Genomic DNA, 21,090 nt, shown 5'->3' on the forward strand with positions numbered 1-21,090 from the left:
CCTCACTGCTATTAGCGTTTTTCGTGCCGCAGGCTGCCGCTCAGTACGCACATGACGCCGGTTAAATCGGCGTGACGGATGCTGACGGGCGCCTGCTCATTCACTTTGGGTTTGGCATGATAGGCGATTCCGAGTCCGGATGCCTTGATCATCACCAGATCGTTGGCCCCGTCACCGATGGCAATGGTCTGCTCTTCGGGGATCTCCAACTTTTCCGCCAGTTGGCGCAGGATTTTGGCTTTGTATTTGGCATCAACGATTGGGCCTATCACTTCGCCGGTCAGTTTACCGTCGCGCAGACGCATTTCGTTAGCCACGGCTGCCACCAGGCCGAGTTTCTCTTTCAGATGATCGGCGAAATAGGTGAAGCCGCCGGACGCAATGGCGACGTGCCAGCCCGCAGTCTGCAACTGCTCTACCATGTAGGTCAGTCCCGGCATCAGCGGCAGATTTTTACGCACTTTTTGCAGGATATCAGCATCGGCTCCCTTCAGGGTGCCCACGCGCTCGCGCAGACTGGCGGAGAAATCCAGCTCACCGCGCATCGCCCGTTCGGTGATCGCCGCCACCTTCTCTCCGGTGCCGGCCAGTTTGGCGATTTCATCAATACACTCAATATGGATGGCGGTGGAATCCATGTCCATCACCAGTAAACCGGGCGCACGCAGGGTCGGGGTGTTGCACATCAGGGCCACATCCATCCCCAGTTCATGAGCCAGTTTGGTGGCGCGCTGCGTGAGCGAACCGGCCAAACGCACTACCTGATAATCTTCCACATTCCAGGTGCTGACGATCACCATCGCCGCACCGAGCTTGCGCTGGTAACGCGAAAGCAAGTTTTTATCCAGTACGTCGCCGTACAGCAGCCAGCCGGTGTCCCCCGCGCGGTAGTCGAGTGGCATCACTTCATCACCGCTGAGTGATAACGGCAGTCCCGGCCAACAGTTAATCTCGTTAGGGAGATCGCGGTAGGTCTGACTATTCGGCATGGGGCATCCTCTTCTGGCAAAAATAGCGCGTACTGACGCGGGTAAACATAACAGAACATCACTCAGAAAACAGGGCAACAAGCTATCCTATCGCTATCGCTTCTGGCAACATGAAAGTATGCAAATCGCTCAGGGATTCTCATTGTCCACACCCGGTTAAAATTCCGCTTACACCGCACCGCTATTGTGCTGATCTGCCTGGCGCTGCTGGTCGCATTGATGCAGGGGGCGTCCTATTTAAGCCTGAGTCATCAAATGGCGCGTTCCGAGCAAGTTTAAGACATTGCGCGCACGCTGGCGCGGCAGGTGGCGTTCAGCCTCACTCCGCTGATGGAAAGCAACGATGATAACAGCCAGAAAATCAGCACGATGCTGGCGCAGTTAACGCAAAATAGCCGCATTCTTGACGCGGCACTCTATCAGCAGGACGGTTCATTGATTGCCCGTACTGGAGAAGAAGTTGTGGTGCGCGATCGTCTGGCGCTGGATGGCAAGCGGATGGGGAGCTATTTCAACCACCAGATTGTGCAGCCTATCAACGGCAAGGATGGCCCGATCGGGTTTCTGCGCATGACGCTCGATACTCACGTGTTGGCGACCGAAGCCAAGCAGGTCGATAACACCACCAATATCTTACGCCTGATGATTCTGCTGGCGTTAGCGATCGGCATTATTCTGGCCCGCACGCTGTTGCAGCACCGCCGCAGCCGCTGGCAGCAGTCACCCTATCTGCTCACCGCCAACACGCCGGTGAAGGAAGATGACGAGAATACCTCATCGCCTGTGCCGGAAGAGAAAACGGACAAACCTGAGTCATAGCTATAGATCAGTAACGGTGGCGCGCGTTATGGCGTGCTGCCGTGCCACTTCCCGCCTTTTGGTTCCCCTTCCTGCCTTATTGGTATAATACATTTCTCATTAATTGCGTGTTTATCGTATACGTTACATTTATTTTTGTGATTTCAATCACGTAGGTGCAGTAGTCATTTTCCCTCATAAAAAAATTTTAATCTTCATCACAGTTTTGGCGCATTACGGGCGCTTAATTGGTATGACATATTTTTTTTGGTCATGTATGTAGAAAAGAAATGTCTGACTAATTTTGTTTTTTATTCAATGTTGACGGGGAAAATATGAATTTTATTATTGAGGCGCTGCCCATTATATGGGTGGCTCTGGGCGTCGTTTTGCTGTTAATTTTAAATATGAAATTTAAAATTAACGGGATGTTGGCACTGCTGCTCGCGGCGATGTTTGTCGGTGTGTGTGAATGGTTACCACTTGAGGCAATTGGTAAATCGATTGAAAACGGCGTCGGCAGTACGCTGGGGCATTTGGCATTAATTATTCTGTTTGGTGCCATTCTGGGTAAATTGATGGTGGATTCCGGTGCGGCGCAGCGGGTTTCATCAACGCTACTGAAAAGATTCGGGCCGCAGAAAGTCCAATGGGCTATTTTGGTTATCGGATTGATTTTCGGTCTGGCCATGTTCTATGAAGTGGCCTTCCTGATTTTAGCACCTTTGGTTATCAGTATTGCCCGAGAAGCAAAAATCCCTTTCCTGAAATTGGGTATCACCATGGTTGCCGCCGCAACCACGGCGCACAGCCTGTTTCCACCTCAGCTTGGCCCCACGGCGCTGGTGACCGCATTCCATGCGGATATGGGGATGGTTTATATTTACGGGATTATCGTTGCCGTTCCTACCGTAATTTGCTCGGGCATCCTGTTGCCTAAACTGCTGGGGAATTTGGATCGTCCTATTCCTGAGTTACTGGAATCGCAAAAGGTATTTTCTGATGATGAGATGCCAAGCTTTGCGATCAGCCTGTTTGCCTTTGACGTTAATCGCGGCAGAAGTATGTCCGACGTCATGAAATCCTATACCGTCGCCATTGAAAAAGTGGCGATGGTGGTGTTTATCATTGGTGCGGGTGGCGCGTTTAAACAAATTATCATGGACACCGGCGTCGGTGATTATATTGCGGATATGATGCGCCATTCATCGGTATCACCGCTGATCATGGCCTGGTTTATCACTGTGCTGCTGCGTCTTGCTACCGGTGCCGGCACCGTCTCCGCCATCACGGCGGCAGGGATTGTCGGCCCGATGATCACCATCTTTAACGTCAACCGGGCGCTGATGGTGCTCGCCACCGCTTCTGGGAGTAACACCCTGACTCACGTTAACGATGCCGCGTTCTGGTTGTTTAAAGAGTATTTTGGGTTGTCGATTAAAGATACTTTCAAAACCTGGGGGCTGTTGGAGCTGGCCAACTCAGTGGTGGGATTACTGATCGTACTGCTGCTTTCGCTGGTGGTGTAACCCGTTACCGCCCACCTCCTTTATTCCCGACCACCTCCGTCATTCCCGCGAAGGCGGGAATCCCTTACAGGCAGAACGCGTTCCTTCTGTACAAGATCCCCGGCCTTCGCCGAGGATGACAGATAGGATTGCCAGAGGTCCCCAGTTTGCGCCGAGGATGACTAAGGTGATGGGAATGATGGCGGTCGGGTATCACTTAACGTTTGCGCGCCACCATAAACAGGCGCGGGAACGCCAGCAAGCGTTTGCCGTCGGCGTGTGGCGGGTAGGCCGTTTCCAACTGTTGGTGATAGCTATCAAGGAAGGCGGCCTGTTCGGCATCGTCAAGCGGCGCAAGGAAAGGGCGCAGGCCGGTGGCGTGCAGCCAATCGACAATCGCCTGGGCGTCGTCCATCGGGTGATAGTAGGTGGTGCGCCACAGATCGACGTCGCAACCGGCATCCGACAGAAGATCGTAATAGGCGCTGCTGGTGAGCAGGCGCTGGCGTACACTGGGGTATCGCCAATCTTATCGCGCCAGCTTCCTTGTTCAGCCACCGCGCGCATCAGTCGGTGGCTGGGTTCGTCCAAATTATTCGGCATCTGTACTGCCAGCATGCCCCCTTGCGCCAACTGCCGTGCCAGGCGCGGAAACAATTGTGTGTGCTCCGGCACCCATTGTAACGAGGCGTTGGCATAAATCACATCCTGCGGCTGTGCGGGCTGCCGAGGTATCGACGCCTGTCACCGTCGCGTGCGGCCACGCTTGCGCTAACAGTTCAGTACTGTTGCCTGGTCCGCAGCCCAGATCGCTGACGGTGTTGGGATTCGGATGTGCAATGCGGGCAACCAACTCCTGTGCCGGGCGGGTGCGTTCGTTGGCATAGCGTAAATAGAGTGCGGGGTTCCAATCTTTCATCGTTGCTCCTGATGGGTAGCAGACGGGGCTGGGTGAAAACAGCATGCCAGATTTCTTTCTCTGGTGCTTGTGGGGATACGTTGCCTTTTATTTCCAGCGTATTGCGCGAATATGCGCCGATTGATTGTGTCTCTCCCACAAATCAGGGAAAATACCCGACTAATACGTTTTTTTCCCACTTTGCCTGACGCGAACATCCTGATGCCGATGCTCTCGCCGGGTGGTTAACATAAGAAACCTGAAAATCATGTCTCCAAGTGAATACGCCCGCGAAGTTGCGAAACGCAGAACGTTCGCCATTATCTCTCACCCCGATGCCGGTAAAACCACCATTACCGAGAAGGTATTGCTGTTCGGACAGGCCATTCAGACCGCCGGAACGGTGAAGGGGCGCGGCTCGAGCCAGCACGCTAAGTCAGACTGGATGGAGATGGAAAAGCAGCGTGGTATCTCCATCACCACTTCTGTGATGCAGTTTCCGTATCGGGAGGCGCTGGTCAATCTGCTGGATACCCCGGGGCACGAAGACTTCTCTGAAGATACCTACCGCACATTGACGGCAGTGGACTGCTGCCTGATAGTGATCGATGCGGCAAAAGGGGTAGAAGATCGTACCCGCAAACTGATGGAGGTGACGCGTCTTCGTGATACGCCAGTCCTTACGTTCATGAACAAGCTTGACCGTGATATCCGCGATCCGATGGAGGTGCTGGATGAGGTCGAGAATGAGCTGAAGATCGACTGTGCGCCGATCACCTGGCCGATCGGCTGCGGCAAGCTGTTCAAGGGAGTTTACCATCTGTACAAGGATGAAACCTATCTCTATCAGAGCGGTAAGGGCCACACGATTCAGGAAGTGCGTATCGTCAAAGGATTGAATAACCCGGATCTGGATAAGGCCGTCGGTGAAGATCTGGCGGCAAAGCTGCGTGAAGAGCTGGAACTGTTGCAGGGTGCTTCTCATGAGTTTGAGCTGGAGGCTTTCCTGTCTGGTGCTTTGACGCCGGTGTTCTTTGGTACCGCGCTGGGCAACTTCGGTGTCGATCATATGCTGGATGGACTGGTTGCCTGGGCTCCTGCACCGATGCCGCGCAATACCGACACCCGTACCGTTACCGCGCAGGAAGAAAAATTCACCGGTTTCGTGTTCAAGATTCAGGCGAACATGGACCCGAAACACCGCGACCGCGTCGCCTTTATGCGCGTGGTGTCCGGCAAGTATGAAAAGAGCATGAAGCTGCGTCAGGTGCGTACCGGCAAGGATGTGGTCATTTCCGATGCGCTGACCTTTATGGCGGGTGACCGTTCCCATGTGGAAGAGGCATTCCCCGGCGATATCATCGGGTTACACAACCACGGCACCATCCAGATTGGTGATACCTTTACCCAAGGTGAAGAGATGAAATTCACCGGTATCCCGAACTTTGCGCCGGAACTGTTCCGCCGTATCCGCCTACGCGATCCGTTAAAGCAGAAGCAACTGCTCAAAGGGTTGGTGCAACTCTCGGAAGAGGGCGCGGTGCAGGTGTTCCGTCCGCTGGCTAACAACGATTTGATTGTTGGGGCCGTCGGGGTGTTGCAGTTTGATGTGGTGGTGGCGCGCCTGAAGTCAGAGTACAACGTTGAAGCCATCTATGAATCGGTTAACGTTTCCACTGCACATTGGGTGGAGTGTGCCGATGCAAAGAAATTTGAAGAGTTTAAGCGCAAGAACGAATTGCATCTGGCGCTCGATGGCGGTGACAACCTGGCTTATGTGGCTCCGACCATGGTGAATCTGAATTTGACGCAGGAACGCTACCCAGACGTCACCTTCTTCAAAACCCGCGAGCACTGATTTTCGGCGACTGCGGCTTCGTCGGTTAAAAAACCGGCGTTTAAAAGGATTCGGGCACATTGTCCGGCTTTTTAAACGCTGATTTATTTTATGTTTATTTATCAAATAGTTAATCTGATTTTATTTGATTTCCTCTCACCCTTTTTCCCCACGGACAAATCCGAAATGCCACCGGAAAGGGACTTTTCCTCCCTATTCCGCTAGGAATCGTCGTTCCATGCACTATAGTTAATATCGCGTTAACAATTAGTGAGTTTCACTGCTGGTGATAAATCAAGTAGTGCGTTATATCGACTACGGGATATTTGGTAACGTTAAACGCTTGTTTTTTGCTGCGTTGCATTGAGTGCCAACACCAGCGTGATTGATGTCCGCGTGGACCCTAGCAAAAGGAAATAATCGATGAAAAACATCCTTAACGCAAAAACGATGATGGCTGTTGTACTGGGTACTCTGCTGACGGCGGGGAACGCACTGGCAGAAGATACGCTGGGGCAGAAAGTGCAGCAGGCGGCGACAACGACGGGCGCAAAAATTGACAGTTCTCTCCAGAAAGCCTCTGGGTATATGGATGACAGCACCATTACCGCCAAGATGAAGAGCGCTCTGATGGATGACAAAGCCATCGAGAGCGGGGACATCTCCGTCTCCACCACCAAAGGCGTGGTTACGTTGACCGGTTTTGTTCCTAGTCAGGCGGTGGCAGCACAAGCCGTCGCGGTGGCGACCAAGACCGAAAGCGTGCAGTCGGTGAGTGACAAACTACAAATCAAGGATAACGCCACCCAGTCATTGGGTTCTTATACCGATGATGCGGTCATCACCAGCAGCATCAAGGCCAAGCTGCTGGCTGATAAAATCGTGCCGTCGCGCCACGTGAAAGTGGAAACCCAGGAAGGGGTGGTGCAACTGAGCGGTAACGTGAAAAACACCGCGCAGTCAGCGCGTGCAGAGAGTATCGCCAAGGCGGTATCCGGTGTGAAAAGCGTTAAAAACGATTTGACCGTCACCCATTAACGGGCCTGCGCCCTTTAATGCTCACGTATTCGGCGGAGGGTAATCTCCGCCATCCTCAAGCCAATTAGCACTTGGTGTCGTAAGAATAAAACACAGGTGGAAACGCAGCGGTATGCGTAATTAACCTCAGGACGAGCGCCACTCATCCTCATTAAGGTAAGGAGAGCGTATGTTTCGTTGGGGCATTATTTTTCTGGTGATTGCGCTGATTGCCGCGGCGCTGGGATTCGGTGGACTGGCAGGGACCGCAGCGGGTGCGGCCAAAATTGTCTTTATTGTCGGGATCATCCTGTTTCTGGTCAGTCTGTTCGCGGGACGTAAGCGACCCTAGCTATCTGCACCCACAATCGCCATTTATCTGAAATTTTAGTCTGCGCACGGGGTGTTAACGAAAATCGATCTGAACCATAATAAGATTGTCATCGTCACCCCGCATACTGTTTGCGATGCTTGCTGAACGTTGGTGTGATTACGGTGTGGTTTGTTCGGGAGGTTCGTGATGAATAGCGATATCATGGTAGGTCGATGGAAGCAGTTGAGAGGGAACTTCTGGGCGCTGTGGGCCGAGTGGTTTGACAGCGATTGTGCCTGGCTGGAAAGTAACAATGATTATCTTGCTGGCATCTTGCAGGAAGATTACGGCCTGCAAGAGGGCGATGAACTGTCTGATGCTACTGTGCAGGCGGAAAAAGGTTCGGCAACGCTGCACTGATTTAACTATGTACTGAATTTACGTCGCGCTTGTTTAACGTTGCGCTAAGGCCGCGTTATACTAAGGCACGGATCATTTCCTCAGGCCGTTTTCCTTTATAGATACCCATTGTCACTTTGATTTTCCGCCGTTGAGCGAAAATGAAGTGGCAAGCATTGCGCTCGCCGCAACGGCAGGAGTAACGCATATCCTGGTACCTGCGGTTGAGTCCCGTTATTTTGCGCGCATCATTGCTCTTTCTCACACTCACTCAGCGCTCTTTGCTGCGCTTGGCCTGCATCCACTCTATGTTGCTCATCATCAGGATAGCGATGTGGATCTGCTTGAACAGCAACTACGTCAACGAGATGACAGGCTGATCGCGGTAGGAGAAATCGGGCTGGATCTGTATATGGCCGAGCCCCGTTTCGAATGCCAATGCGAACTTTTGCAAGCGCAGCTGGCGTTGGCGAAGCGCTACGACTTGCCAGTGATGCTGGACTTCAGACGTACTCACGACCGTTTGGCGCAACTGTTGCGCCGTATCGATGTGCCGCGCAAAGGCGTGGTGCACGGATTTGCCGGCAGCGAGCAACAGGCGCTGGCCTTTATCAAATTGGGTTACTGCATTGGTGTCGGTGGCACCATCACCTATCCACGCGCCAATAAAACCCGTCAGGCGATTTCTCACCTTCCTCTCTATAGCCTGTTGCTGGAAACCGATGCGCCCGATATGCCGCTCAATGGTTTTCAGGGACAACCCAATCGCCCGGAGCGCGCGGCCAATGTGTTTCACACCCTGTGTGAGCTGCGTTCGGAGCCGCCTGAGGTGATAGCGGACGCGCTGTATCGCAACACCTGTCGCCTGTTTACCTTACCCGGCATTCACGCCAACGGCGGGGTTTCAAACACCATTTCTCAAAGCGAGAAATAGCAACGCCTTATCGCTACTCTCGTTAATAGTGCAAAAAATCGACGCTCTGTACCGTTATCGATCTTCTTCCCTGCTCTGCTACATCGCGCGATTGCTCGCAAACACGCTGCGCTCAAGGCCAATGGATAGCGATTTATTATTGCTCAATGCGCAACAACGGCAGCAGCGCGGCGGTTTCTCGTTTTGAGAAAGCAACTGTCTTAAATCAGTAACAAGCTGGTAATCCGGTTGGCGTCACTCTTGCAAAAACACCCTGAACCAGGATGAACGATGATCCTTGTATTCCTCCTTTTATTCATGGTGTGGAGAGTAACATGACGCGTTTACTTGCAAGACGGCTACAACAATATGTGTTCACGGCAGTGCTGATGGGAATGGCCGCCCAAAGTTACGCCGGGAAAGCCAATGATACGTTGGTCTATGCCTCTGACAGTGAGATAGAAAATGTCAGTCCCTATCACAATACCATGCGGGAAGGGGTGATTTTAGCCCATCTGGAGTGGAGCAACCTGGTTTACCGCGATCCGAAAACCGGTGAATACAAACCGGAACTGGCTACCGATTGGCAGTGGGAATCTCCGACTGCATTACTGATGCATTTACGCCAAGGGGTCAAATTTCACAATGGCGATAATTTCACGGCGGATGACGTCGTCTATACCTTCGAACGGACCGAATACAGACTCGGTGGTGCCGCAAAGCGTCAACTGGATTGCGCGTACCGAAAAGGTGGATGACTATACGGTCCGCCTGCATTTAGCCAAGCCTTTCCCGGCAGCGTTGGAGTATCTGTCCGGCCCGACACCTATCTTTCCGGCGAAGTATTTCCAGAGCGTGAAGCTGGCGGGCTTTAGCCGTGCGCCGATCGGCACTGGCCCGTATAAGGTGGTGCAGGTGATCCCCGGCCAGGTGGTCACCATGGAGAAAAACCCCGATTACTTCAAAGAAAGCCCCCTTGGTCAGTCCAAGATCGGCAAGCTGAATTTCGTGGTGATCCGCGACCCGGAAACCCGTCTGGCACAGTTGATGACCGGGCAGATGGATTGGATTTGGCGCGTGCCTTCCGATCAGACTGAGGCGTTGTCTTTCATGCCGAACCTCGCCGTGAAAAGCGGTGAAACCATGCGCGTCGGCTTTGTGGCGATGAGCATTCACAGCGATTCGCCCCTTTCAGGATGTGCGCGTGCGCCAGGCGGTGAATTACGCCATCGATCGCCAAAGCATGGTGACCAATCTGGTGAAAGGCGGCAGTAAGCCGGTTTACAACGCTTGCTTCCGTGAGCAGGTGGCCTGCGATGCCAGCAAGGTGATCAATTACCCGTTTGATCCGCAAAAAGCCAAACAGCTGTTGGCGGAAGCGGGTTATCCCAACGGGTTTGATACGGATATCTGGGCCTACCGTGAGCGCGATTACGCAGAAGCGATTATCGGCTATCTGCGTCAGGTTGGCATTCGTGCTCGATTGCATTACGTGCAGTTTCCGGTGATGGCGGACGCGTTGATTTTCGGCAAAGCGCCAATGGCGTTCAATACCTGGGGCTCGTTCTCGATTAACGACGCCACCGCGTTCACCACGCCGTACTTTGGTGGCAAGGGGAATGACATCTGGAAGGATCCCGAGGTGACCAATACCTTGCTGAAGGCCGATGAAACCATCAATACCCAGGTGCCACCGCGTTGGGGCGTATCTCGTCTCAGTCCTATATTGCGCCGTTGTTCTCATACTCAACCCACTATGCCTTTACCTCCGATCTGAATTTTCAGGATTGGCCGGATGAACTGCCGCGCTTTGCCCTGTCCAGTTGGAAGTAATGCCTGCTAAGGGAGAAGCGCAGCTTCTCCCGCGTTGTGACCAAGAAGGAGCCGCATTATGGCGAAGTACGTTTTTCATCGGCTGCTGGTGGCGCTGGTGAGTTTCTCTCTGTTGCACCTTTCCGGCGATCTGGCAGCAGCGATTGCCGGACCTGAAGCCACGGCAGAGGTGATTGCGCAGATTCGCGTTCGATACGGGTTGGATCAGCCACTTGTCACGCAGTTTGGTCATTGGCTCTGGGCTGCGCTGCATCTAGATTTCGGGCGTTCTTTCTATTTTGAACACACCGTGATGGAGCTGGTCGGGCAGCGTATGCCGGTCACCCTGAAATTGGGGGCGGTTTCTTTGCTGCTGCCGCTGCTGGTGGCGATTCCGCTCGGCGTATTCGCGGCTGTGTTCCGTGATTCCTGGGTCGATCGCAGTGCCGTTATGACGGCGGTGCTCGGGCAGGCAATGCCCAATTTTTGGTTTGCGCTGCTGCTGATCCTGATTTTTGCCGTGGGGCTAAAGTGGCTGCCGGTCGCTGGCAACGCTACCTGGCAACACTTTGTTCTGCCCGCCATTGCGCTGGGCTACTACGCCATGCCCTCCCTGATGCGGCTTACCCGCTCCGGTATGCTGGACGTGTTGAACGCTGACTATATCCGCACCGCGCGCGCCAAGGGACTGAGTGGTTTTCACGTCATCGTCAAACACAGTTTGAGCAATGCCATTATTCCCGTGGTCGCGCTGGCGATGGTGGAACTGGGCTTTATGTTGGGCGGCTCGGTGGTGATTGAATCGGTGTTTGCATTGCAAGGCTTAGGGCAATTGGCGTGGGATTCCATCTCCCGCAATGACTTCCCGGTGGTGCAGGCCATCGTACTGATTATCGCGGTGTTCTATATCGTTCTCACCTTTCTGGCGGATGTGCTCAATGCGGCGCTCGATCCGCGCTTACGGGCGCGCTAGGAGTGAGCAACATGAAAGCATCTGAAAAGACATCCGCATTGTGGCTAGGACTTTTTTCGCGAGGTGGCACTGTGACAGTAACGCAAACTGAGGCTGGACAAAAGGGGTTATTACCGCAACCGGGCCCGTGGCAACGCGCTATGCGGCGCATCCTGGGCCATCACAGCATGACGCTGGGCGTGGTGATTCTGGGCATTGTGGTGGTGCTGGCACTGTTGGCACCGTGGATAAGTCCTCACGACCCTTATGCTCAGGATGTCAGCCGACGCCTGATCCCGCCGGTCTGGTATGAGAAGGGCAGTTGGGAGCATATCCTGGGCACCGATAAGCTGGGGCGCGACTACTTAAGTCGCCTGCTGTTTGGTGCGCGGGTCTCATTACTTATTGGGCTGGCTGCCGCCGCACTGGCGGGCATTATTGGCATCACACTGGGTGTGATCTCTGGTTACTTCGGCGGGCGTGTGGACGCGGTGGTGAGTTATCTGCTGACGGTACGCCTCTCGATGCCGGTGATTTTGGTGGCGCTGGAGATGGCATCGCTGGTGGCTGATGGCCTGCGTGATATCACCGCTGTAGACGGGCATAACTGAGGAGGTTGCCATGAGTCAGGATAGCTTGTTGGATGTCAAAGACCTGCGCGTCGATCTTCCCACGGTGCGGGGCACCTTGCACGCGGTGCGCGGTATTGATTTCTCGGTGCGTAAAGGCGAGATGCTGTGTCTGGTGGGCGAGTCTGGGTGCGGTAAATCCATGACGTCGCTGGCGCTGATGGGGCTACTGCCGCGTAAGGCGGTGCGCAGTGCGACGCACCTGCGCTTTAAAGGGCAAGATCTGCAAACGCTGAACAACAAACAGATGGCGGCGATCCGCGGCGATCAGATCGCCATGATCTTTCAAGAACCGATGACGTCGCTGAATCCCTCCTACACGCTGGGCGAACAGCTATGCGAGACGCTGCACGCGCACCGTAAGGTGACGCCAACCCAGGCAAGAGCGCGCGCTCTATTTAATGGAACGGGTCGGTATCCCGCAGGCTGGGGATCGTCTGCGGCAGTATCCGCATCAACTGTCGGGAGGATTGCGCCAACGTATCATGATTGCCATGGCGCTGATGTGTGAGCCGGAGCTGATCATCGCGGATGAGCCGACCACGGCGCTGGATGTGACCATTCAGGCGCAGATCCTGCGCATGTTGCGCGAATTGCAACAGGAACTGGGTACCGCGGTGATTTTCATCACCCACGATCTTGGCGTGGTTGCACTCATCGCCGATCGCGTGGCGGTGATGTATGCCGGCCAGATTGTTGAGACCGCGCCGGTGAAAGAACTGTTTGGGCACCCGCAACATCCCTATACCAAAGGGCTGATGTCATGCATCCCGATACGAGGAAAGACCGTTACGGGCCAATTGCTACAGGCGATCCCCGGCGTCGTGCCGAGTCTTATTGGTGCGCAGCAGGGGTGTGCGTTCCGCAATCGTTGCCCCAGCGCGCAGGCCTGTTGCAGTGAAAACCCGCCTTATGTTGCGGTGACGCCGCAGCAGCACGTGCGCTGTGTGCAGGCACAAGCCTGGGAGGATGTGGCATGAGCGAAACGGTAACAGCATTTGGCGCAGTACAACCTGCCCCCTACATTCCCGGCAATGACGATCTGGCGTTAGAGCTTTGCGCGCTAAGCCGCGAATTTCGCCTTAATCGCGGCATGTTTGTGCGGCCCGGTATCTTTACCGCCGTCAATAACGTCTCTTTACGCGTGCGGCGCGGCGAAACCCTTGGGCTGGTGGGCGAATCCGGCTGCGGTAAAAGTACGCTGGCAAAGATGCTGCTGGGGCTGTTGCCACCAACCTCGGGCAACGTCCTGATTGAAGGGCGTGAAATCGATGCGGGCGATCGCAAAGCGCTGGCGACCCGCATTCAACCGATTTTTCAGGACCCTTACTCCTCACTGAACCCACGTCGCACGGTGGCCGATATCGTTGAAGTCGCGCTGCGTCTGCATAACATCGGTACCCCGGAAACCCGCAAACAGCGGGTGCAGGAGATGTTGGACTAGGTCGGGATGCCAACCCGAACCCACGGGCAGTATCCCGGCCAGCTTTCCGGCGGTCAGCGGCAGCGCGTCGCCATCGCTCGCGCGCTGATCATGCGCCCAGCAATTCTTATCTGCGATGAGCCAACCTCGGCTCTGGATGTGTCGGTTCAGGCGCAAATCCTCAATCTGTTGATGACGCTCAAGCAGGAACTCGGTCTGACTTATCTGTTTATCAGCCATAACCTGGCGGTGGTGGAGCATCTGGTGGATCACGTCGCCGTGATGCGCAAAGTCGTCATTGTCGAGCAGGGGACGCGCGAGCAGATTTTCGAAACGCCGAGACCCCCCTACACCCAGGCACTGCTCGCGTCGGTGTTGACGCCGGAGCCGGGGCTCGGTATTCCCGAGATTTCCTCTTATTACAGTGGATTATGACCCGAAAACGGCAAAATGAAGAAGGATGCAGGCAGATGACGCGTGAAGAATTGATGCAAGCGGCGAGCGACTATATGGAATCGGGTGCGTTTTTGGAAACGCTGGCGCGACGGGTAAGCTACCCAACGGAAAGCCTGGTCGCAGAGCGAGCGCCCCAGATAATGGCCTACCTGACGGAAGAGATGGTTCCTTCGCTTCAGGCATTAGGCTTTGAGTGCCGCATTGTGGATAACCCGGTCGCGGGAAAATGGCCTTTTCTGCTGGCGCGCCGTATTGAACTCGAAGCGCCCTTTACGTTATTGACGTATGGCCATGGTGATGTGGTGTTGGGCGATGAAGCTAACTGGTTGGAAGGGGTCGATCCCTGGAAAGTCACGCCGGATGGCGATTGCTGGTATGGACGCGGTACGGCGGATAATAAGGGCCAGCACACCATCAATCTGGCTGCCTTGATGCTGGTGCTGAAAGCGAAGCAAGGGCGGCTCGGCTACAACCTGAAGCTCATTCTGGAAATGGGGGAGGAAACCGGCTCCCCCGGGCTGGAAGCACTGTGTGCACGCTACAGTGACTGGTTGGCGGCGGATTTGTTTATCGCTTCTGACGGCCCGCGCATGGTGGCCGAGCGCCCGACGCTGTTTCTGGGCTCGCGCGGGGTGTTTAACGTTGAGCTTCAGGTCAAGCTGCGTGAAAGCGCGCACCACTCTGGTAACTGGGGCGGACTGTTGGCAAACCCCGGCATTCGTCTGGCCCATGCGTTAAGCAGCATTGTGGATGCGCGTGGACGCATTCTGGTGCCGGGATTACGCCCGGCAGTATTGCCTGAGCAGGTGCGTTATCTGCTACGCGATATCGCTTTGGGGGCGGGGCCCAACGATCCGGCCATCGATCCTGACTGAAACGAGCCGGGCCTGACGGCGGCAGAGAAGCTCTACAGTTGGAATACCTTTGACGTGCTGGCCTTTACCACCGGCAATCCTGATAAACCGGCCCATGCCATTCCGCCAGTGGCGCGGGTGCACTGCCATATGCGTTACGTACCCGGCAGCGATGTGGATAATTTTCCGCGTTATTTGCGTGAACATCTGGATGCGCACGGGTTTGAAGATGTCACGATGGTTACTCCCGATCACTGCTTTACCGCGACGCGCCTCGATCCCAGCGATCCCTGGGTAGCGTGGGGCGAAGCCTCTATTGCCCGCAGTACCGGGAAAAAAGCCGCCATCCTGCCTAACTTCTGCGGCGGCCTGCCAAATGCCTGTTTTTCTGAAACCTTAGGACTGCCGACGCTGTGGGTACCGCACTCTTACCCGGCCTGTAGCCAACACGCGCCTAATGAGCACTTGCTGCAATCGGTCGCGCAGGAGGCGTTGCAACTGATGGCCGGTATCGGTATGTTGTGGGATCTGGCAGAGCAGGGGGCGGCAGTGTGTCGCCAGCGAGAGCAGCACGCGGCTACCGCCATCGTTGCTTGATCCTGTCGCCAACAGGATCTTTCGCCTCAGTACTCGCGCGTACCGATTTTCCGGTGCGCGCGTTGTCGTTTTTCAGCGCAAGGGGGAGCCATGCACAATACCGAAATCCGTTACTTTATGGCCGTGGTGAGTACCGGTTCGCTGAGCGCCGCCAGCCAGCAACTTTTTGTAGCGGTTTCCGCGATTAGCCGCCATATCCAACGGTTGGAAAAACGTCTGGGCATGCCGCTGTTTGAGCGCAGCGCGCGCGGTATGGTGCTCAATGATGCCGGGCAAATTCTGGCAAACCATGTCAGACGCAGCATGGCGGATATGAAGCTGGCGATCGCTGAACTGGAAGGCCTCAAGTCTCGGCAGCAAACCCCGATTCGCGTGGTGTGTACCGATGGCCTGGCGTTGAATCTGGTGCCGCTGCTGCTGGCGCGTTTTCGCCAGTTACACCCTGAAGTTAATTTCCACCTGATTGTTAGCAGCGGCCAGCAGGTGCCGGAGTGGGTGCGGCACGGTGAAGGGGATGTGGCGATTAAGTTTAGCCTGGCAGCGGAGCCGGGGGGTGACGTCATCGCCTCGTTTCCCGCACCGGTTACCGCATTTATGCATCGAGATCACCCGCTGGCGACGCGCGATTTCGCCTTGTCCGATCTGAATGCCTATCCGTTGGTGTTGCCGGATCAAACTGCCACCATCCGGCAACTGTTCGATCTGTGCTGCCGAATGAATAGCGTGTTTATCGAACCGGTGTTTACCAGCAACCAATTTTCTGCGGTATTTGGCTATCTGCGTAACGATCGCCATGCGATCGGTATCTGTAGCCATTTTTCGGTGATGGGGCACATGCTCCACGACGAGCTTCATATCCGCTGCGTTAACGTCGAACCCTTAGGGCAACGCATGCTGCAAATTCAGGCCGAGATCGGGCGCCCTCGAACTGCGCTGCTGGCACGTTTTTTTCAGTTTCTCAAGCAAACGCTGACGGAAATGGACAGCCAATTGCGGCAGCGCTATGGGATGCCTGAACATTAAAAATTCTTGTTAATTTTATTTCTTTATTTTTTCTTTTTGTGATTTTTTTTATTCTTTATAATGTTTTTTGGTGTTGTTTGTGGTCGAAAATTGGATTAATAACGCAATTTAAATTCATCTTTAATTTGTTAGTCTTTTTTTACGGCGTGAGGATATTTCCGAAGAAATAGCCATCTCCCGTTTCCCTAATGCCACTTTATTTTAGAGCTTGATGATGAATCTGGAGAAATTTCCCCGCTATCCGCTGACCTTCGATCCCTCTCCCATCACGCCATTGAAGCGATTGAGCGAACATCTGGGCGGTGATGTCGAACTTTATGCCAAGCGCGAAGACTGCAACAGCGGTCTGGCGTTTGGTGGCAATAAAACCCGCAAGCTGGAATACCTGATCCCAGAAGCGTTGGAGCAAGGGTGCGACACGCTGGTCTCGATTGGTGGTATTCAGTCAAACCAAACGCGTCAGGTTACTGCCGTGGCGGCGCACCTCGGCATGAAATGCGTGCTGGTTCAAGAGAACTGGGTGAATTATGCGGATGCCGTTTACGATCGGGTCGGCAATATCGAGCTCTCGCGCATTATGGGGGCGGATGTACGCCTTGATGCCGCTGGATTCGACATCGGCATTCGTCAAAGCTGGCAGCAAGCGATGGAAGAAGCGGCCCAAAACGGCGGAAAATCGTTCCCGATCCCGGCTGGTTGCTCTGAGCATCCATTGGGTGGGTTAGGCTTTGTCGGCTTTGCTGAAGAAGTGCGTCAGCAGGAAAAAGAGCTGGGCTTTACTTTCGATTATATCGTGGTCTGTTCCGTCACCGGCAGCACCCAGGCAGGGATGGTGGTTGGCTTTGCCGCCGATGGATGCTCTCGTCGCGTTATCGGCATCGATGCTTCTGCCAAACCAGAACAAACCAAGGCGCAGATTCTGCGTATTGCGCAAAACACGGCGAACCTGGTGGAACTGGGTCGCGAGATCACTGAAGAAGACGTGGTGCTGGATACCCGCTACGGTGGACCGGAGTATGGTTTACCCAATGAAGGTACGCTGGAAGCGATTCGTCTGTGCGCCTGCACTGAAGGGGTATTGACCGATTCGGTTTATGAAGGAAAATCCATGCACGGTATGATCGACATGGTGCGTCGCGGAGAGTTTCCTAAAGGTTTCAAAGTGCTGTATGCCCATTTGGGTGGTGCCCCGGCACTGAGCGCTTACAGCTATATTTTCCGTAATGGCTGATAGTGCTTTATCGATAGCTGGCCCGTTCGGGCCAGCGTTATCAAAAAGGTAACTGCGTGGTTGAGAGCACCTGGCGTAATCCCATAAAGGAACGTATCTGCCGTACTCCGGGCAGAAATAACAACTGCTCAGCATGTAACTTATTAAAACTTTGATTATCTTTGGTGCGGAGCATCATCATGTAATCGAATTCCCCCGTCACCACATGACATTCCATGCATCCACTGATGTTTTGTGCCGCCAGTTCAAAATCAGCAAACGACTGGGGCGTCGAACGGTCCAACACCACGCCGATAATCACCACCATGCCTGCATTCAACGCTTCCGGGTTGAGTAGGGCGACCGTGCCTTTTATCAGTCCTGCCTGCTTTAAACGCTCTACCCGCCGTAGGCAGGCTGGCGCACTGAGATTGACTTTTTCTGCCAGCGCCACGTTGGAAAGCGAAGCATCCTTTTGCAGCAGTTGCAGGATGGTGTAATCGAACTTATCGAGGTCAGCGGACTTTTCTTCTGCGGTGGTTGGCGATAATGTTTTTGTTTTCATTATGTTGCCTTTTATTCGTCACGTATAATATAGAATGCATAACATAAAATTGCGTGTTGTCCCCGATATCGTTCAGCTAAAACCATCGATTATCATCAGTGTTGTTGAAAATGAACGATATACCCTCGCCTCAAACAATATTATTAACACATCGTATTCCCCAATAAACATAAGAAAAAACGATGTGCCTAGCGCCCTAGGGCGGATGCTCAATAAGGTGTGGAAAAAGAGCGTGATAGAAATTCCAGATGTGGAGGGGAAAGCATGTCAGAAAGTGTTCAAATGTGACAAAAAATGCGTATTTATCGGGTGGTCGCCTTATAATCCGCCTTTGACATTTTTCGGGCAGTCTGGTCCGAGATGAATAGTCTATCCTTGATTTTCAACAACGCATAAAAAGGAACTTCTTATGCAACTCATTATGAGTCTTATTGGCATGGCTGTGTTGGTGCTGGTCGCCGTTTTGCTTTCCAGCAACCGCAAAGCTATTCGTCTGCGCACAGTGTTGGGTGCTTTCCTGCTCCAGATTGGTATTAGTGCATTGGTACTTTATGTTCCCCTTGGCAGCAAACTACTGGCAGGGATGACTGAAGGGGTTGCCCTGATTATTGGTTACGGCATTGAAGGCGTATCGTTTATTTTTGGTGGCCTGGCTTCCGATAAAATGTATGAGCTGTTTGGCGGCGGTGGCTTTGTGTTCGCACTGCGGGTGCTGCCGATCATTGTCTTTTTCTCCTCGTTGATTGCCGTGTTGTATTACATCGGGGTGATGCAATGGGTTATTCGCCTGCTAGGCGGAGCGTTGCAAAAGCTGCTAAAAACGTCACGCACCGAATCGCTCTCAGCGACGGCAAATATCTTCGTCGGGCAGACTGAGGCACCGCTGGTAGTGCGTCCCTATATTGCCACCATGACGCGTTCGCAGCTGTTTGCAGTAATGTGCGGCGGGCTGGCGTCTATTGCTGGAGCGGTAATGGCAGGCTATGCGCAGATGGGGGTGCCGTTGGAGTATCTGATTGCCGCCTCCTTTATGGCCGCGCCGGGAGGATTGCTGTTTGCCAAACTGATCGTGCCGGAAACAGAAAAAACACACGATCATGAAACCCACTCCGGTTTTGTGAGCGCTGATGATCAACCGGCCAACGTGATTGATGCTGCGGCCAGTGGCGCGGCTTCAGGGTTGCAACTGGCGCTGAATGTGGGTGCGATGCTGCTGGCGTTTGTGGCGCTGATTGCCTTACTTAATGGCATCTTGGGGGGGAATTGGCGGATGGTTTGATTATCCACAGCTCTCTATGGAACTGATTTTGGGCTGGTTGTTCGCGCCGGTGGCTTTCCTGATCGGGATACCGTGGCAGGAATCGACGGTGGCAGGGGCCTTTATCGGCCAAAAACTGATTCTCAATGAGTTTGTTGCTTATCTGAATTTTAGTCAGCATCTCAAAGCGGATGATGCCGTGGCAGCCCTGGGATTACAGGTGCTCTCAGATCAATCGAAAGCCATTATTTCGTTTGCCTTGTGCGGCTTTGCCAATCTGTCATCGATTGCGATTTTGATTGGTGGGCTCGGCAGCATGGCCCCAAACCGTCGTCAGGATATCGCGCGTTTTGGGTTGAAAGCGGTCGCGGCAGGAACGCTTTCAAACCTGATGAGTCCGACCATTGCTGGTTTCTTTCTGGCGCTTTAAAGCCTGACCCGCAGCAGGGGAGAGTGTACGTTAATGACCATATCGGCGTTTATCGGCAATATTGAATGGATGACGCTGCCTTTGCCCAATAGCGAGGCTGTGTATCCTGATTCTGCGCCTATTGTGCTTCAACCCAGAGGCTTACCACGATACGCTTTATCATCGTATTGATGTGCCTTTGTCTGCGGAACTAGCGCGCTCGGTGCCCAAGCGCCGCGCGGAATTTCTCGCGGAGCGTTATTTGGCGCGCCATGTGCTGGAAAAACTCGGTATAAACCAGTTTACCTTGCTGAGCGGCCAAGACCGCTCGCCGGTATGGCCTGAAAATCTCTGTGGCTCTTTGAGCCACAATAAAGACAGCGTGCTGTGCGCGATTCACCGCCGTAGTGACGTATTCAGCGGCGTGGGGGTGGATGTGGAAACGCTGATGAGTGACGATCGGGCGGCTTCGCTCTGGCCTGGTATCGTGGGTGATGAGGAGTGCCAATGGCTGCAAGGGGTGGATATGCCGTTTTGCCAGGCGCTGACGTTGAGCTTTTCTGCCAAGGAAAGCTTGTTTAAAGCTATCTATCCTTCGGTTCAGCATTATTTCGATTTTTTAGATGCGCAAATTACCGTGCTCAATCAGGCCCAACAGGTTTTCGAACTGCAATTGCAAACCACGCTAACTCCTGAATTTCCCACTGGCCGGAGCTTCAAGGGGGTATACTGGATGATGGCTGACAAAGTTACCACCTTCCTCTGTCTTGAGCCCTCGAAGGCTGTCTGACGAAAACTGTGATACGTAGGCGCGTATTCAAAGGAAATGGTAGTCGCCTGTTATTCTCGTGGGGATTGGCGTATCGGCATATTCAAGTGATATCTATCCCAGATATTTTTTTAACGCCATCACTTTGGTTTGCCGAAAATTCAGAAGTACATTGGTCAGTGATGACTTGGTCCGTACCATCTCTCCAAAACTGTAGAGATCAACGCTGTTCAATTGATCTGTCGCCTTACCTTTAAATTTTGCAATCTGATGATGAAAAATCAGAGGCTTTCATCATTGGTACGGAAGTGATCGATTTTTGTATATTCAGCGGTGAATGTAGTAATGTTGTCATAATCAACCTAAGGATTACTGAACGTTTATCCTAAACGTTGATTAATCTAATGCATTGAGTGGGTATTTAATTTTAAAAAATACGAATTTAAATTCGTAAAGAAAAA

Annotated in this window: 16 protein-coding genes and 6 pseudogenes; 19 read left to right on the forward strand and 3 right to left on the reverse strand. The window is 53.6% G+C overall.

The annotated features are described in order from the left end of the window. Window positions 1–11: 11 nt before the first annotated feature. Complete coding sequence (gene serB / locus CS369_RS07220) at window positions 12–989, reverse strand: phosphoserine phosphatase (RefSeq protein WP_196906567.1); 978 nt, start codon at window positions 987–989, stop codon at window positions 12–14. A 141-nt stretch (window positions 990–1,130) separates the two neighbouring features. Between serB and CS369_RS07225 the strand changes: the two are divergent. Beyond that, window positions 1,131–1,808 (forward strand): annotated as a pseudogene (locus CS369_RS07225) (YtjB family periplasmic protein). Between the two features lie 326 nt (window positions 1,809–2,134). Next, window positions 2,135–3,316 carry an SLC13 family permease gene (locus CS369_RS07230; protein ID WP_196906605.1) on the forward strand — a complete coding sequence of 394 codons (1,182 nt, stop codon included), beginning with the start codon at window positions 2,135–2,137 and terminating at the stop codon, window positions 3,314–3,316. Window positions 3,317–3,512: 196 nt separating this feature from the next. On the opposite strand, the pseudogene CS369_RS07235 reads toward CS369_RS07230, so the two are convergent. Continuing rightward, a pseudogene (locus tag CS369_RS07235) lies at window positions 3,513–4,214 on the reverse strand (methyltransferase domain-containing protein). A gap of 247 nt (window positions 4,215–4,461) precedes the next feature. Here CS369_RS07235 and prfC point away from each other — a divergent pair. From prfC to CS369_RS07300, 15 genes and pseudogenes are all read left to right on the forward strand, one after another. Then, window positions 4,462–6,051 (forward strand): peptide chain release factor 3, encoded by a 1,590-nt coding sequence (gene prfC / locus CS369_RS07240; RefSeq protein ID WP_196906568.1) that lies wholly within the window; start codon window positions 4,462–4,464, stop codon window positions 6,049–6,051. Between the two features lie 402 nt (window positions 6,052–6,453). Then, window positions 6,454–7,068 carry a molecular chaperone OsmY gene (gene osmY, locus CS369_RS07245; RefSeq protein WP_196906569.1) on the forward strand — a complete coding sequence of 205 codons (615 nt, stop codon included), beginning with the start codon at window positions 6,454–6,456 and terminating at the stop codon, window positions 7,066–7,068. Window positions 7,069–7,237: 169 nt separating this feature from the next. Then, window positions 7,238–7,399, forward strand: coding sequence for a DUF1328 domain-containing protein (locus tag CS369_RS07250; protein WP_196906570.1), 162 nt, complete (start codon window positions 7,238–7,240; stop codon window positions 7,397–7,399). Between the two features lie 168 nt (window positions 7,400–7,567). After that, on the forward strand, window positions 7,568–7,780 hold the full coding sequence (locus CS369_RS07255) for a stress-response protein (RefSeq protein WP_196906571.1): 213 nt from the start codon (window positions 7,568–7,570) through the stop codon (window positions 7,778–7,780). Between the two features lie 97 nt (window positions 7,781–7,877). Next, a complete protein-coding gene (locus CS369_RS07260) occupies window positions 7,878–8,693 on the forward strand; it encodes a TatD family hydrolase (RefSeq protein WP_196906606.1) in 816 nt (271 codons plus the stop codon). A 314-nt stretch (window positions 8,694–9,007) separates the two neighbouring features. Continuing rightward, on the forward strand, window positions 9,008–9,430 hold the full coding sequence (locus CS369_RS24530; protein WP_280514741.1) for an ABC transporter substrate-binding protein: 423 nt from the start codon (window positions 9,008–9,010) through the stop codon (window positions 9,428–9,430). Continuing rightward, window positions 9,381–9,947: an ABC transporter substrate-binding protein gene (locus tag CS369_RS24535; protein WP_280514742.1), complete on the forward strand. Its 567-nt coding sequence runs from the start codon at window positions 9,381–9,383 to the stop codon at window positions 9,945–9,947. Before CS369_RS24530 ends, CS369_RS24535 begins: the two co-directional genes overlap by 50 nt. After that, entirely contained in the window at window positions 9,877–10,449 is a 573-nt protein-coding gene (locus CS369_RS24540; RefSeq protein WP_280514743.1) for an ABC transporter substrate-binding protein, read from the forward strand. Before CS369_RS24535 ends, CS369_RS24540 begins: the two co-directional genes overlap by 71 nt. 114 nt (window positions 10,450–10,563) lie before the next feature. Beyond that, window positions 10,564–11,457, forward strand: a complete 894-nt coding sequence (locus CS369_RS07270) for an ABC transporter permease (protein ID WP_196906572.1) — start codon at window positions 10,564–10,566, stop codon at window positions 11,455–11,457. 71 nt (window positions 11,458–11,528) lie between these two features. After that, window positions 11,529–12,047 carry an ABC transporter permease gene (locus tag CS369_RS07275; protein ID WP_244664854.1) on the forward strand — a complete coding sequence of 173 codons (519 nt, stop codon included), beginning with the start codon at window positions 11,529–11,531 and terminating at the stop codon, window positions 12,045–12,047. Window positions 12,048–12,057: 10 nt separating this feature from the next. Further along, a pseudogene (locus CS369_RS07280) lies at window positions 12,058–13,045 on the forward strand (ABC transporter ATP-binding protein). After that, window positions 13,042–13,923 (forward strand): annotated as a pseudogene (locus CS369_RS07285) (ATP-binding cassette domain-containing protein). The pseudogenes CS369_RS07280 and CS369_RS07285 overlap by 4 nt, the downstream one beginning before the upstream one ends. Before the next feature lie 35 nt (window positions 13,924–13,958). Beyond that, a pseudogene (locus CS369_RS07290) lies at window positions 13,959–15,395 on the forward strand (M20 family metallopeptidase). Window positions 15,396–15,485: 90 nt separating this feature from the next. Then, the gene (locus tag CS369_RS07295; RefSeq protein ID WP_196906573.1) at window positions 15,486–16,418 is read left to right on the forward strand and encodes a LysR family transcriptional regulator; all 933 of its coding nucleotides are present in this window, start codon (window positions 15,486–15,488) and stop codon (window positions 16,416–16,418) included. Window positions 16,419–16,632: 214 nt separating this feature from the next. Then, complete coding sequence (locus tag CS369_RS07300) at window positions 16,633–17,649, forward strand: 1-aminocyclopropane-1-carboxylate deaminase (protein WP_196906607.1); 1,017 nt, start codon at window positions 16,633–16,635, stop codon at window positions 17,647–17,649. A 40-nt stretch (window positions 17,650–17,689) separates the two neighbouring features. On the opposite strand, the gene CS369_RS07305 is transcribed toward CS369_RS07300, so the two are convergent. Then, the gene (locus CS369_RS07305) at window positions 17,690–18,193 is read right to left on the reverse strand and encodes an Lrp/AsnC family transcriptional regulator (protein WP_196906574.1); all 504 of its coding nucleotides are present in this window, start codon (window positions 18,191–18,193) and stop codon (window positions 17,690–17,692) included. A 409-nt stretch (window positions 18,194–18,602) separates the two neighbouring features. On the opposite strand from CS369_RS07305, the pseudogene CS369_RS07310 reads away from it, so the two are divergent. Both CS369_RS07310 and CS369_RS07315 read left to right on the forward strand, forming a co-directional pair. Then, window positions 18,603–19,881: pseudogene (locus tag CS369_RS07310) on the forward strand (NupC/NupG family nucleoside CNT transporter). A gap of 178 nt (window positions 19,882–20,059) precedes the next feature. After that, window positions 20,060–20,650 carry a 4'-phosphopantetheinyl transferase superfamily protein gene (locus CS369_RS07315; RefSeq protein ID WP_307833675.1) on the forward strand — a complete coding sequence of 197 codons (591 nt, stop codon included), beginning with the start codon at window positions 20,060–20,062 and terminating at the stop codon, window positions 20,648–20,650. Window positions 20,651–21,090 lie beyond the last annotated feature (440 nt).

The organism is Candidatus Symbiopectobacterium sp. 'North America' (assembly GCF_015762685.1).
Lineage (GTDB): Bacteria > Pseudomonadota > Gammaproteobacteria > Enterobacterales > Enterobacteriaceae > Symbiopectobacterium.